This window comes from Archangium lansingense (genome assembly GCF_026626635.1).
In the GTDB taxonomy this organism is placed as follows: domain Bacteria; phylum Myxococcota; class Myxococcia; order Myxococcales; family Myxococcaceae; genus Archangium; species Archangium lansingense.
Map to the genome: position 1 here is coordinate 13,632,070 of NZ_JAPNKA010000001.1, position 13,216 is coordinate 13,645,285.

Consider the following 13,216-nt stretch of genomic DNA (forward strand, 5'->3'; position numbering starts at 1 on the left):
ACGGAATCACCTTCCATCATCTAACCTTCGACCTTCGTGCGGTCATGAGGGCCGAAGGAGATGGCACGTCATGCGGATTGAAGTGGGGGAACGTAGGCGGAAGAGTCTGGCAGGTGCGGCGCGGATGGCGGCCATCACGGTGGGATTGCTGGCCGTGTGTCTTCCCGCCGGTGCCCGTGCCGGTTCGTTCGAGCTGGAGATGCTCGAGCAGCCGGAGGATGCCCGGGAGGCCGTGGCCGTCCTGAAGAACACCTCCAACAAGCAGGTGATGGTGAAGCTCGTCTCCTACAGGGTTCCCTCGGGAACCGAGACGGCTCCGTTGTCATTGACGCTACTCGTCCCCGCCCCGTCCGGCGGTACCTCCCCCTTGCCCTCGAGGGAATTGCGGTTGTCGTTGGAGCCGAGGACGGTCTCCTACGTGAACATCGCTCCGAATGCGAAGGACCTTGAGATCCCGAAGCGCCGGACGGTGGTGGGCGCCCTCTACGCCTTCGAGGAGAGAGCGGCGGAGGCCCCACTCTACAAGGCGCTCAAGCTCACGCTCGGCCAGGTGGAGACGCAGCTCAGCCCGCTGATCACCACCTGGGCCCTGGACCATGTGTGCGACCTGTCCGGCACGTGCGCCTACAGCGCGTCGATTCCCCTCGCCACGATGAGCGAGGAAGTGCCGAAAACCCGGAGCCTGGTGGGTGGGCGCCTGTACAACGAGCACGGGATGATCACCGAGCTCGTCGAGGAGAAGCTGGCGAACCACACCCTGACACTGTCCTTCAACGGCCTCGAGGCTCCCGGCAAATATACCGGCAAGATCAAGGTGGGGGACAAGGATGTCGACGTCGACTTGAAGGTCTCCCGGCACTGGGGGTGGGCGCTGGCCGCGCTGTTGGCGGGTACCTTCGTCTTCGTCTTCCAGCGCTACCTCGGAATCCACCGGAGCGTGGCTGTCTTCCGCAAGCGCAAGAGGCTGTTGCTGAAGCAGCTCGAGCAGCAGCGGAAGGAATTTCAGGACAAACTCCAGAACACCCAGGGGCTCGCTGACTACGACATCCAGAGCTCCGTCCAGAAGCAACTCGAGGAGCTCGACCGCAAGGTGCTGGCCGAAGCGAGGAGCGCCGTCGAGCCCATCGACGAGCAGAAGAGCGAGGCTTTCAAGGCCCTCGTGGAGCTCGAGAAGCTCGTGCCCCAGTTCGCCTCGTTCGCCGAGCCGCTCCGCTCGCTGGCCACCGCCCATGAGTCCTTGAGCCAGAAGCTGTCACAGGAGGGCGCCGCCGACTTCCGCTACCAGTTGACGCCCCCCGTGGATGAGCCCCTCATCCTCGTCAAGGCAGGGGACCTGTTGAAGGGCGCTCCCATCGCGGTGGACACCTTCGTGCAACTCGGCAAGGATGCCGACGCGCAGGCGAAGGGATTGGGGGAGTGGGGGAGGCTGGCGGGTCGACTGAAGGAGATCGATGAGGGCTTCGAGGAGCTGAGCAAGAAGGTCGCGGCACGGGACGAGCTGAAGGTCGAGCTGGAGCCAAAGCTCGACGAGATCCGCACCAAACTCCAGAGCGCCAAGTCCATGCTCGGGAGGAACAAGAGCACGGCCGGGCTGAACGAACTCCTGACGACGGCGCAGGCCGATCTGGACCAGGTTGGCCTGGAGCTGGACAGGGACTCGAAGCTGGAGCCGAAGTCAAACGAGCTGACGCTGGGTCCGGCCAGGGGGATCGAGGCCGCGCCTTACCCAGGTTGGGCCCCCACCGAGAGCGGCCAGCGCGTGAATGAGACACCTCCGGGTGTGCGGGAGCACCTGGGTCTACGTTTCGGCATTATCGATCTCGATCTGCGGATGATCGACGTGGTCCTGATCCTCATCGCCTTGCTGCTGGCCGTGGCCTTCGAGATCGATCAGCTCTACTCGGGGCATGTCTGGGGTTACAAGCAGGACTTCGCCAAGGCCTTCCTGACCGGCTACTGCTCACAGGGTCTGGTCGCCATCGTCCATGTCATCACCGGGCGGCAGGCCAGCTCCTTGCTGCAGCAGTTGATTCAGGTCAAGCCCCGCTAGGAAAACCCGGCGTACCCGCGGCGGTCGAGGCAGGCGGGCTCGCCGCGCAGGAGAGCACATGGAACCGAAGCCGTATCAGGTCTTCTTCAGCTACGCGGAGGCCAATCTCGCCGCGGTGGAGACACTGGCCAGACGGCTGCGCGGGGACGTGCGCGTCCAGTTCTGGTTGAAACCCTGGCACGCCGTGCCCGGCATGCCGCTCCAGCCCCAGATGCTCGAGGCTTTCCAGTCCTCGGGCTCCTGCGCCATCTTTCTCGGAGGCGCCTCCCCGAAGGGCTTCCAGGACAAGCAGATCCAGCTCGCCATCTTGCGCCAGACGGAGGAGGACCCGGACTATCGCGTCATCCCCGTGCTGCTCCCGGGCATGGAGGCCGAGGACCCCGAGGGTTTCCTGGGGCTGTACACGCCGGTGCGCTTCTCCTCGCTGGATGATGAGCAGGCCTTCAAGATGCTGATGTGCGGCATCTTCGGCATCCCACCGATCCGCCTGGATGGATTCGTGCGGGAACGTGTGGAGAAGGAAGCGCTGCCCCGCGGGCTGGAGTCCTTCCCCCGGGGACACGCGTTGTCCATCGGGGTCGCCAACTATCCCCGCTTCAGGCCCCTGCGCGGCTACACGCTCAACGATGCGAGCGACATGGCGGCCCTGCTCACGGATCCCTCCCGCTGCGGTTATCCCGAGGCCCAGGTGAAGCGGCTGCTCGATGGTGAAGCGTCCATCACGGCCATTCGCACGGAGCTGAAGCAGCTCGCGGCCAGGACGGGGCCGGAGGACACGGCCGTCGTCTTCTTCTCCGGACATGGGGGCCGGACGCCCGACGGACGCAGGCAATACCTCCTCCCCTACGATGCCGAACCAGGGAGGCTGGACGCGACGGCGCTCTCCATGGAGGAGTTCCGGGAGCTGCTCGGAAACATCCGGGCCGGACGCCTGCTGGTGGTGCTCGACTGCTGCCACGCTGGGGGTGCAGCCGAGTCCAAGGCGGCGGAGGAGGGCCTGGACGGACTGGAGCCGGGTCTCGACGAGGAGCACGTCCAGCTGCTCCGGACGGGCCGGGGCCGGGTGGTGCTGGCCTCGTGCCGCCCGGAAGAGAAGTCCTTCGCGGAGCGCGGCAGCCGCAACAGCATCTTCACCCACTTCCTGCTCCAGGCGCTCCGCGGCGAGGCGAGGACGCTGGGGGATGGAGTGGTGCGGGTGTTCGACCTGTTCCGCCACGTCTCGGACAAGGTGCCCCCCTTCGTGTCCACGCTCGGAGAGAGACAGACGCCCTTGTTCAAGGCGGATGCCCTGGACAGCGATTTCGCCGTGGCGGTGTCCCGCAAGTAGGGCTGAGCCGGAGGCCTGATTCGAAGCGGGGCCGCTGGAGGACTATGCTGTCCCTCCATGGAGAACCCCTCGGCACCCGCGTCGCCCGCGCAGGCGCCCGCTTCTGCTGGCTGTGATGTCTTCCTGAGCTACAACCCGGCCGATCGGGCGGTCATCGCGCTCATCCGTCGCGGCCTGGGCGAGCGGGGCATCCGTGCCTTCTACGACCAGGACAGCCTCGTCCCCGGCCTGCCTCGGATGGAGGGGCTGGAGACGGCGCTGCTCGGGGCGCACGCGGTGACGGTCTTCCTGGGCCCGGAGGGGCTCGGTAGCTGGCAGAAGCGCGAGCGGGCCCTGGCACTGGAGCGTCAGCTCGCGGAGGAGAAGACGGGCCGCCGCTTCCCGGTCATCCCCGTGCTGCTCTCGGGCGCGGACCTGATGAAGGCCTCTGGGTTCCTGCTGCTCGGCACGTGGATCGACCTGCGGCGGCCAGAGGATCCCCGGCAACTGGAGGCGCTCGTCCGGGCCCTGCGCGGCGAACCGGCGCCCGCGGTGGAGGCCACCCTCGAAGCCCTCTGCCCGTACCGCTCGCTCCAGGCCTTCCAGGAGGAGGATGCGGACCTCTTCTTTGGACGCGAGGTCTTCATCGAGAGCCTGTGGAAGAAGCTCGAGGGCCACGGCCTGGTGGCGGTGGTGGGCGCCTCCGGGAGCGGGAAGTCCTCGGTGGTGCAGGCCGGCCTGCTGCCGCTGCTGCGACGGATGAAGCCTCCGGAGGCCGTCTGGGAAGCCGTGGTCCTCACGCCCGGCCGTCGGCCCTTCCACTCGCTCGCCGCGCAGCTCATCCCCCTGTGGGAGAAGGAGATGAGCCGGACGGATCAGCTCCGGGAGATGGAGAAGCTCGGGGAGGCGCTCGCCCGGGGAGAGGTGTCGCTCGGAGAGGCCCTGAAGCAGACGCTGAGGGACTCACGGAGCGCGGACCGGTTGCTCGTGGTGGTGGACCAGTTCGAGGAGCTGTTCACGCTCGCCGGGGAGCCCGAGGCCCACGCCTTCATCTCCCGGTTGCTCCAGGCCCCGAAGGACGCGCCGGTGAAGCTCGTGTTCACCCTGCGGGCGGACTTCTATGGCCGGGCCATCGCCGCCAACCGGGAGCTGAGCGATGCCATCCAGCAAGGCGTGGTGAACCTCTCGTCCATGACACGGGACGAGCTGCGGCGGGCCATCGAGGTGCCCGCGGCGAAGGGGGGCCTGCGCTTCGAGCCGGGGCTGCTGGAGCGAATTCTCGACCAGATGGAGGGCCAGCCCGGCAACCTGCCGCTGGTGGAGTTCGCCCTCACCACGCTCTGGAAGGAGCGCGAGAACGGAGTCCTGCTCAACGCGCGTTTCGACGCCATGGGGGGGGTGGCGGGAGCGCTCGGGACGGTGGCGGAGGCGACCTTCAAGGCGCTGCCCGGCGATCAGCAGGCGGCGGTGCTGCGCATGCTGCCGAGGCTGGTGCGGGTGGCCACCGCCGGGGAGGAGGGCACGGACACGCGCCAGCGGCTGCTCTTGCGCGAGCTGGACGAGCGCGGCCAGCAGGTGGCGCGGAAGTTCGTGGACGCGCGGCTGTTGGTGATGGACCGGGAGCCGGGCACGAACGAGGAGACGGTCGAGGTCAGCCACGAGGCGCTCATCCGGAGCTGGGAGCGGCTGAGGCGCGCGCTCGACGAGCAGCGGGACTTCCTGGTGTGGCGCCAGCACCTGCGGTTCCGGATCGCGGAGTGGCAGCGGGCGAAGGAGGACTCGGAGCTCCTGCTGCGAGGGCCGCTCCTGCTCGAGGCCCGGCAATGGCTCGAACAGCGCCGGGACGAGCTCAACCCGGCCGAGCTGGGCTTCATCCACGCCAGCGCGCTGGCGAAACGGATGAGCCGGGCGGCCATGGCACCGGCGGTGGCGTTGGGGGTGCTGGCGCTCGTGTTCTTCGCCTGGACGTTCACGGACCATTACCGCTTCCGCAATTCCATCCAGACGGTCGCGGATGAGAAGCTGCCATCCACGGTGGATGAGACGGACGCCGAGGCGTCCATCCAGTGGGTCGCCGCTCTGGTCCGGGCTGGCGAGGAAGCCGAGGCCCTCGACACCATTGCGCGGCTGTGGCCGGAGACGCGCGCCGAGGCCGTCGTGGCCATGGTGGAGCAGTTCGTGAAGCTGAATCGCCTGGAGAGGGCCAGCGCGGCCCTGAGCACGAGCTGGCCTCGCGATCATTTCGATTGGAGCTCTCGCCGGTGGAATACGCTCGTGAGCCTGGCAGAGGCCCTGGCCCGGGCGTCTCCCGGCACCGACTTTACGGGGATCCTGCGGTACATCGAGTCTCCGGAGAATCGGACGAAGGCGCTCGCCGCGCTCGCCGATGGTCTGCAGCGCGCGGGACAGAGCGACCGCTCACAACAGCTTCTCGAAGGATTCCTGCAGCAGGCCGAGCAGATCGATCCTAGTCGGCGGGGTGGCGTCCTCGAATTCATCATCGAGAATCTCTCGCCTGCGTTCAAAGCAAGTCCGTTGCGCGAGCCCCTGGCGATCCGACTGCAATCATTGCTCAAAGAAAATCCGGAGTCGTTGGCGAGAGCCCTCGTCAGTCTCGGGGATGTCCAGCGTGTGGTCAGTTTCATGGAACCCAAAGTACAGAAGGGCAAGTTCTTTCCTTTGGAGGCCTTCTATCTCTGCACGCTGCTGATCGAGGCGAAATCGCCCGAGACCGTGATGGAACTCGCGATCCGCCTTGCACAAGTGGATGATACGCGGAAGACAGAGACATGGGATACATTCAGTACTCTCGGAAACTGTCTCGCCGAGGCAGGTGAACTCCCGAGTGTGCTGACCCTGCTCTCCAGGTCGCTCAACGAGAAAGAGCTCCAAGTGTTTGCCCCAGCCCGGGATCTCTTCCCCGGTACGCAGGACCAGGGGGAACGGCGAAGCTCTCCCACAGCGACTGCGAGAACCCTTCCCTTCAGCAGGATCCTTCACCGGCCCTCAAAGAAACTCACTACTCTCCTAACCGAGCCTTCGATCATAAAGAAGCTCGATTCCATGACGAACGGCATGGAATTCGTCTCCCTGGCTGCAGCCCTCCTCGTGGAGGAGCTTGCTCGCTCGGACCGCTTCGAGGACGCCCATCTGCTGGGCCAGGTTTTCTGTGAAACGGAAGCAACCAATACCCAGAAAATATTGTTGGTGGCCGGCCTCGCTCGACTGCAGGCAGGTCAGCCTGTGAATACCCGAGAGCTGGTGGACCAGATGCTCAGCTGCGACGGTTATTCCTCATACGACATGATGGAGGTAAGGCCCTGGACTCAACTCACGGCCGAGCTCATCTTCGAACTGCTCAGCGTGCGCGATGCGGATGGCGCGGAGCGTCTGATCAATATGTACAGTGCTGCTCAGACCGAGAACAGAACACCCCTGCTGAAGTTCGTGATGCCCCGGCTGGTCCAGGCCCACATGATGGAGACGGCGCTCCAGTTGGTGGAGAAGGAGTTGGACAAATCGCCGCTAATGGCCGAGATCGTCATCGCACTGGCTCGGGAGAAGGACTTCGAGCAGGCCACCGCGCTGCTGCTCGCGAAGATCTCCTCGGAGCAGGAGAAGTCGAGAGCGGCGATGGTGCTCGCCACGGCCCAGGCGGAGAGCGGAGCACTGCGTGCCGCCCACGCCACGGCGGACTCCTGCTTCTTCGCGGATCGGCTGCGTGCCTACACCGCCATCGTGAACCAGTACGCGACGAAGCAGGGGGCACCCCAGTAGCAGCTATCCTCCCGTTCTTCCTCCGGACTCGGGGTGGGGAGGCGAGTCGGCCCGCGGACACTCGATGAGCGCGAGCGCTGAGTATCCCACCATGAGCTGGCCCCTTGCTTGACGGGGTGGAGCGCTCTGTCCACGCTCGGTGGCTGGATCGCGCTCCGCCATGGAAAAGGTAATCCAGACCTTCGAGGGATTGATCCGGAGAAGTCTCGCCCCTTCGGTGACCTTCTTCTTCGTCCTGGCCCTGGGCGAGCTCATTCGCGTCAAGCTGAACGGAGAACTGGCGCGGGACCATGTCGAGCGCTTCCTCAAGTTCATGACCTCCGAGCCCCTGGCGAAGTCGCCGGCGATCCTGCTCACCCTCGCCATTCTGGCGATCATCGGCTTGAGCTACGGACTCCAAGCCGTCCAGCAGGTCGCCTTCGACAACTGGCTGAAGGAGAACTTTCATCAGCCGCGGTGGCTCTCTCGGCTGGCGCGTTTCAAGTGGCTCGGCTGGCTCGAGACCAGCGATTCGAAAGCCCTGGTGGAGCTTCGGAACAGGGTGGTGCAGCGGATCAACGACCAGGAACAGCGGTTCACGGAATTATCCCCAGGATTGAAGGAGCTGAAAGACCTGAAGGAGGTCTCTGACTACATCCTCTACGAAATCATCGGGGGCATCGACCCGACGGACACACGCTCCTTCGTCGACTCGGCCAAGGCGGTGGGAATCTTCTTCGTCTCGGTCATCATCGTCTTGGTAGGCAATGCCTGGGTCTACCATCACTGGCTTTCCTGGCGGGGTACCCTGCTGCTCGTAGGGCTGGTGATATTCTTCTACTGTATGGGTTTGGAGGCGATCCGCACCCAGTACCGGGCGCGGGCCTTACGGCTCTACGTCAACTTCCTCGCCATGCCGCCACAGCGCATTCATCGTCTCCTGTCGCGTCCGGACGAGGGCAAGGCTCCCTCTTCCGAGGAAAAGAAGAAGGAATCGTGACCCGTCCCGCGCACCCGGCAGGCTCCTATGTTGGTCTCTTTGGAAGTGCGGGAGAGGACTGGCGCCGTCGCGCCAAGGTCCTTCTCGATGCGGCCAATGTACCCTGGCACGATCCCTCCGATCCTCGTTGGCAGGGCATCACTCACGAGAATGGAGATCAGCACCAGGTGCTGATCAACAAGCTGGTCGCCGAGGAGCACCAGGGTCTCCTCAGGGCAGGCTGTGTGGTCTACCAGCTCACCGGTGGCTCGGAGCCTCCGGCCTCGCTTGCGGCCCGCTTCGAGCTGGGCCTGCTCGCGGGCCGAGGCCTCATCACCTTCGTTCACGTCGAGCCGGAGGCACTGGGTCGCAATTACATCTGGGCGGTGCTGAAGCAGTATCCGCACCTCGTGCGCTGCGATTCCCTGGAGGATGCGGTGCAACGGGCCATCGAGAAGATGGGCCAGCTCGACCTTGGGAGTCATTGAGGCGGGTTCGAGGCGTGTGTCACACTTCTCGAATGGCTGACCCGCTGAAGCCCGACACGGTCGTTCCAGTGGTGATCGACCGTCGTCGATTCCTGACCTGGGTGGTGGCCTCGCCGGCGTTGATGGTGGCGGCGCGACTCGACTCCAGCTTCGCGCAGACCGGCCCGGTGGAGACGGATGAGGCCTCGATCAACCTCTACATCGCCATCCAGGCCGACGGGCGTGTCGTGGCGACCCTGCCGCGCACCGAGACCGGCCAGGGCATCACCACGGGCGCGGCGATGCTCGTCGCCGAGGAGCTCGACACCGTCCTCAGCTCGGTGGAGGTGCGCACCGCCGACGCGGATCCGCGCTGGCTCATCCAGCTCACCGGGTTGTCGTCGACGATGCGCTACCTCGCGGGCCCCCTGCGCGCCGCGGCCGCGAGTGCTCGGGCTCGCCTGGTGACCGCCGCCGCGCACCGCTGGCAGCTCCCCGCCTTCCGCCTCACCACCGCCCAGGGCGAGGTGCTCGCTCCCGATGGCCGCCGGGCCGGCTACGGCGAGCTGGCTCAGGATGCGGCGAGCGTGTTTCTGCCCGAGGTCTCCCCGCTGCCCAAGGAGGTCGACGCGTACACGCTTGTCGGTCAGCCCACCGGGCGCGTTGATGCTCGGGACATTGTCACCGGCAAGGCGCGCTACGCCCTCGACCTGGCCATTCCTGGAGCGCTGCCCACCGTGGTTGCCCGGCCTCCCACACTGCGCGGCTCGGTCCTGAGCCATGACGCGTCAGCGGCGCTGGCGATGCCAGGCGTGGTGGGCGTGGTGGCGCTGCCCACGGGTGTGGCGGTCTCCGCCCAGACTTTCGCCCAGGCGCTCGCGGCTCGTGAGGCCCTGCGCATCTCCTGGGCTCCGGGTCCTGCCAGCCACCTCTCGGACGCGGACATCCAAGCCCGCTTGCGCGAGGAGATGGGACCCCGGCCCCTCCCGCCGCTGTTCACGGCGCGCACTCTCGAGGCCCGCTTCGATTTCCCCTACCTCGCCCACGCGCCCATGGAGACGCAGAGCTGTGTCGCTCGCGTCACCGCGGACCGCGCCGAGCTCTGGCTGGGTGCTCAGGATCCAAAGTTCGCCCAGCGCGAGGTCGCTGAGGCGCTCGGCTGGACGCTCACCCCGCAACGGGTGACGGTGCACACCACCCGCGCGGGAGGCGGGTTCGGCCGGAGGTTCTTCAACGAGCCCGCGGTGGAGGCCGCGCTCGTGTCCCGGTCGCTCGGTCGGCCGGTAAAGTTGATGTGGACCCGCAACGACGACATGCGCCAGGGCCGCTACCGGCCGGTCAGCCACCACCGGCTCCTCGCCTGGCTGGGCCTGGGCGGCTCCATCCTCGGTTGGCACCACCGCTCCGTCATCCCCACCGTCGAGCTCCCCCACGGATTCGGAGACATTCTCACCTCCCTGCTCGGGACGGTCCTGCCCGAGGTGACGAGCCAGACGTTCTTCCACCTCACGCAGAAGGTGCCGTACCGCTTCGGGTTGGTGACACAGCAGTTGCGCGAGGTGCCGATTCCCATTCCCACGGCCTCGTTCCGCTCCGTGTACAGCAGCCAGGTGGTGGTGGCCAACGAGCTCTTCGTGGACCAGCTGGCCCGGGAGCTGGGACGTGACGCGGTGGAGCTGCGGCGCTCCTACCTCTCGTCGAGGCGGCTAGAGGCTGTCCTGGACAAGGTAGTGCTCGAGGGGCAGTGGGGCAGGGCGCTCCCTCCCGGGGTGGCCCAAGGCGTCGCCGTCCACGAGGAGTGGGACAGTGCCATTGCTCACCTCGTCGAGGTGGATGTGAGCGGCGCGGAGCCCAAGGTCCTGCGGGTCGTCATCGCCGCGGATGTCGGCCTGCCCATCAACCCCCGGAGCATCGAGGCTCAGCTGCAGGGCGCGACCCTCGACGCCATGTCGACAACCTTGAGCGCCGGCATCCACATCGACGCGGGAGCCGTGCGAGAGGGCAGCTTCGCCGACTACCGGTGGGCGCGGATGAAGCATGCGCCGGCGAGCATCGACGTCCACCTCGTCCGGTCGGATGACCGTGTCGGAGGGGTGGGGGAGCTCGGCTATCCCACCGCGGCCGCTGCCCTGGGCAATGCCATCGCTCGGGCGACCGGCACCCTGCCCACCCGCTTTCCGATCCTCGACGCAGGAGCCTGAACATGCCGGTCCACCACTTCAACCTCAACGACGACACGGTCTCGGTGGAGGCGCCCGAGGACACCCCCTTGCTCTGGGTGCTGAGAGACTTGCTGGGAGTGACGGGCCCGAAGTACGGCTGCGGGGTGGGCGTATGCGGCGCCTGCACCAGCCATCTGGATGGAGGCGCCTTCCGTCCCTGCATCCAACCCGTCGGAGGTGTGGCGGGCCGCCGGGTGACTACCATTGAGGGCCTGGGCGGCGAGGGGCTTCACCCCGTGCAGCAGGCGTGGATTGACGAGGACGTCGCGCAGTGCGGCTTCTGCCAGCCTGGGCAAATCATGGCCGCGGTGGCGCTGCTGCGGCGCAACCCAGATCCATCCGACGCAGACATCGACGCGGCCATGAGTGACAACGTATGCCGTTGCGGCACCTACGTTCGTATCCGAGCGGCGATCAAGCGTGCCGCCTGGCAGCTCCGGCGCGAGGGAATGGGGAAGTAGGTCCCCTCTCAACGGGCAAGGGAGAGGAGAGCGGGGCGAGGCGAAGGAAGCGTCCGCCGTGCTCTCGCGTTCGTCCTGTACGATGCAAGCCTCGATGATTGACTTCCGGCCCCTCCCGTCGCCCGCCCAACCCACTTCAGCGGAGCGCCTCGCGGAGGATGTCGCAGCCATTGGCCGCATCGAGGCTGTCAAAACGGTGCTACGGGTGCTCTTGCAGACCACGGGCCTGCGCATGGCAGTGGTGGCCCGCGTCACGTCCGAGTCCTGGATGTGCTGCGCCGTGCTGGATGAGCTCAACTTCGGACTGCGCCCGGGTGACTCGTTGGAGCTCGTCACGACCTTCTGCAACGTGGTTCGCAACCTGGCCTCGCCGCTGCTCATCACCCATGCGAGCAAAGATTCTCGGTTCACGCACCACCCGGCGCCGAAGCTCTACAACGTCGAGAGCTACATCGCCGTGCCCGTGCTGCGGCGGGATGGGAGCTTCTTCGGGGTGATGTGCGCGGTCGACTCGGAGCCGGCCGACATCTCCGAGGACAAGATCGAGATCTTCCGCCACCTCGCGGAGCTCATTGGCTACCAATTGGAGCTGGAGGACGAGCTGGACCGGCGAGAGGCCCTGCTGCTCAACGCCCGCGAGGCCGCCCAGTTGCGCGAGCAATTGATTGGCATCGTGAGCCATGATCTGCGCAATCCCCTCAATGCCATTGGCCTGTCGGCTGCGACACTGTTGCGCCGCGCGGACCTGGATGACCGGACGCGCCGAGGCATCTGCCGCATCCTGGACGCCGCGGACCGGGCCAACCGACTCATCCGGGATCTGCTCGACTTCACCCAGGCACGCATGGGTCAGGCGCTGCCGGTGAAGCGCCAGCTCGTGAACTTCCACACCCTCACCCATCAGGTGGTGGACGAGGTGCGGCTGGCCATTGAAGGACGGGAACTGGAGGTGGAGTGCGATGGAGACGGGCAGGGGGCATGGGATCCGGATCGAATCTCCCAAGTGCTCACCAACCTGCTCACCAATGCCTTGCAGTACAGCCCCGATGGTACACCCATCCGGGTGAGCACGCGGGGCGAGGGAAAGGCTGTCATTCTCACCGTGAGAAACCAGGGCTCGCCCATCCCGGCGGAGGTGCTGCCCACCCTCTTCGAGCCGATGAAGCGCGGCACCGAGGAGGGAGGCAGTGAGCGCCGCAGCATCGGCCTGGGCCTCTTCATCGTGGACCAGCTCGTCCGGGCCCACGGGGGCAGTATCGAGGTGTGCTCCACAGCGGAGGAGGGCACGGCCTTCAGTGTCCTGCTTCCCCGCAGCGTCTGAGCCTGCTGGCGCCGCTACTCGAACCAGACGAGAGCCAGCTCGAGCTCGATGGCCTCGAAAGGCTCGGCGCGCACCTGCTCCTCTCCGGCGAAGGAATGGACGAGGAGCCACTCGCCCTGCGTGAGCCGGAACACATCGAGCGTGCGGGCGAGCGGGTCCACATGCCACACGTGCCGCACCCCCTCCCGGGCATAGATGCGCATCTTCTGGCCCTTGTCCCTGCGCCGCGTGCGCTCGGAGAGGACCTCGCACACCCAGTCCGGCGCGAGATCGTAGTGCGCCGGGGTCTCGTCTCCACCCACGGCGTGCGGCAGTCGCTCGCGTCTCCATCCAGCGAGGTCTGGCACGAGCTTGTCCGGGCGGGGGCCGAGGTGGAGTTCTGGCTCGTAGATGATGACCCAACCGCCCGGTCCTCCCCTGCCAAACTTGAAGGGCGCGGTGAGGATGCCGCCAAGGTTCGACGCCACGTTGGCATGCGCGCGGGCCGGGCGCGGGCTGAGGTGTAGTGCACCGTCCAGGATCTGCGCCACCTTCTCTTCCGGCGCTGCCTGGAAGGCCGCCTCGACGGACGGGGCGTTTCGTTCAGCGGACTCGGACTCGGGAGGACGGCGAATGGCCATGAGAGAGGATTTCATCATGCCCCTCGCACGGTGC

General features: G+C 66.5%; 9 protein-coding genes. 8 read left to right on the forward strand and 1 reads right to left on the reverse strand.

Annotated features, from left to right (window positions below):
- Positions 1–70: 70 nt before the first annotated feature.
- The 8 genes from OV287_RS55315 to OV287_RS55350 all read left to right on the forward strand — a co-directional run bounded on the left by OV287_RS55315 (position 71) and on the right by OV287_RS55350 (position 12,562).
- Positions 71–2,050 carry a hypothetical protein gene (locus tag OV287_RS55315; protein WP_267542167.1) on the forward strand — a complete coding sequence of 660 codons (1,980 nt, stop codon included), beginning with the start codon at positions 71–73 and terminating at the stop codon, positions 2,048–2,050.
- A gap of 58 nt (positions 2,051–2,108) precedes the next feature.
- Positions 2,109–3,377 (forward strand): caspase family protein, encoded by a 1,269-nt coding sequence (locus OV287_RS55320; protein ID WP_267542168.1) that lies wholly within the window; start codon positions 2,109–2,111, stop codon positions 3,375–3,377.
- Between the two features lie 57 nt (positions 3,378–3,434).
- Complete coding sequence (locus tag OV287_RS55325; RefSeq protein ID WP_267542169.1) at positions 3,435–7,133, forward strand: nSTAND1 domain-containing NTPase; 3,699 nt, start codon at positions 3,435–3,437, stop codon at positions 7,131–7,133.
- Between the two features lie 160 nt (positions 7,134–7,293).
- Positions 7,294–8,112: a hypothetical protein gene (locus tag OV287_RS55330; RefSeq protein ID WP_267542170.1), complete on the forward strand. Its 819-nt coding sequence runs from the start codon at positions 7,294–7,296 to the stop codon at positions 8,110–8,112.
- Entirely contained in the window at positions 8,109–8,579 is a 471-nt protein-coding gene (locus OV287_RS55335; protein WP_267542171.1) for a nucleoside 2-deoxyribosyltransferase domain-containing protein, read from the forward strand. The genes OV287_RS55330 and OV287_RS55335 overlap by 4 nt, the downstream gene beginning before the upstream one ends.
- 32 nt (positions 8,580–8,611) lie before the next feature.
- Positions 8,612–10,759, forward strand: a complete 2,148-nt coding sequence (locus tag OV287_RS55340; protein ID WP_267542172.1) for a xanthine dehydrogenase family protein molybdopterin-binding subunit — start codon at positions 8,612–8,614, stop codon at positions 10,757–10,759.
- Between the two features lie 2 nt (positions 10,760–10,761).
- Complete coding sequence (locus OV287_RS55345) at positions 10,762–11,241, forward strand: (2Fe-2S)-binding protein (protein ID WP_267542173.1); 480 nt, start codon at positions 10,762–10,764, stop codon at positions 11,239–11,241.
- Positions 11,242–11,335: 94 nt separating this feature from the next.
- Positions 11,336–12,562, forward strand: coding sequence for a GAF domain-containing sensor histidine kinase (locus tag OV287_RS55350; RefSeq protein ID WP_267542174.1), 1,227 nt, complete (start codon positions 11,336–11,338; stop codon positions 12,560–12,562).
- Between the two features lie 14 nt (positions 12,563–12,576).
- Here OV287_RS55350 and OV287_RS55355 read toward each other — a convergent pair whose 3' ends face one another.
- Complete coding sequence (locus tag OV287_RS55355; protein ID WP_267542175.1) at positions 12,577–13,182, reverse strand: Uma2 family endonuclease; 606 nt, start codon at positions 13,180–13,182, stop codon at positions 12,577–12,579.
- Positions 13,183–13,216: the final 34 nt, after the last annotated feature.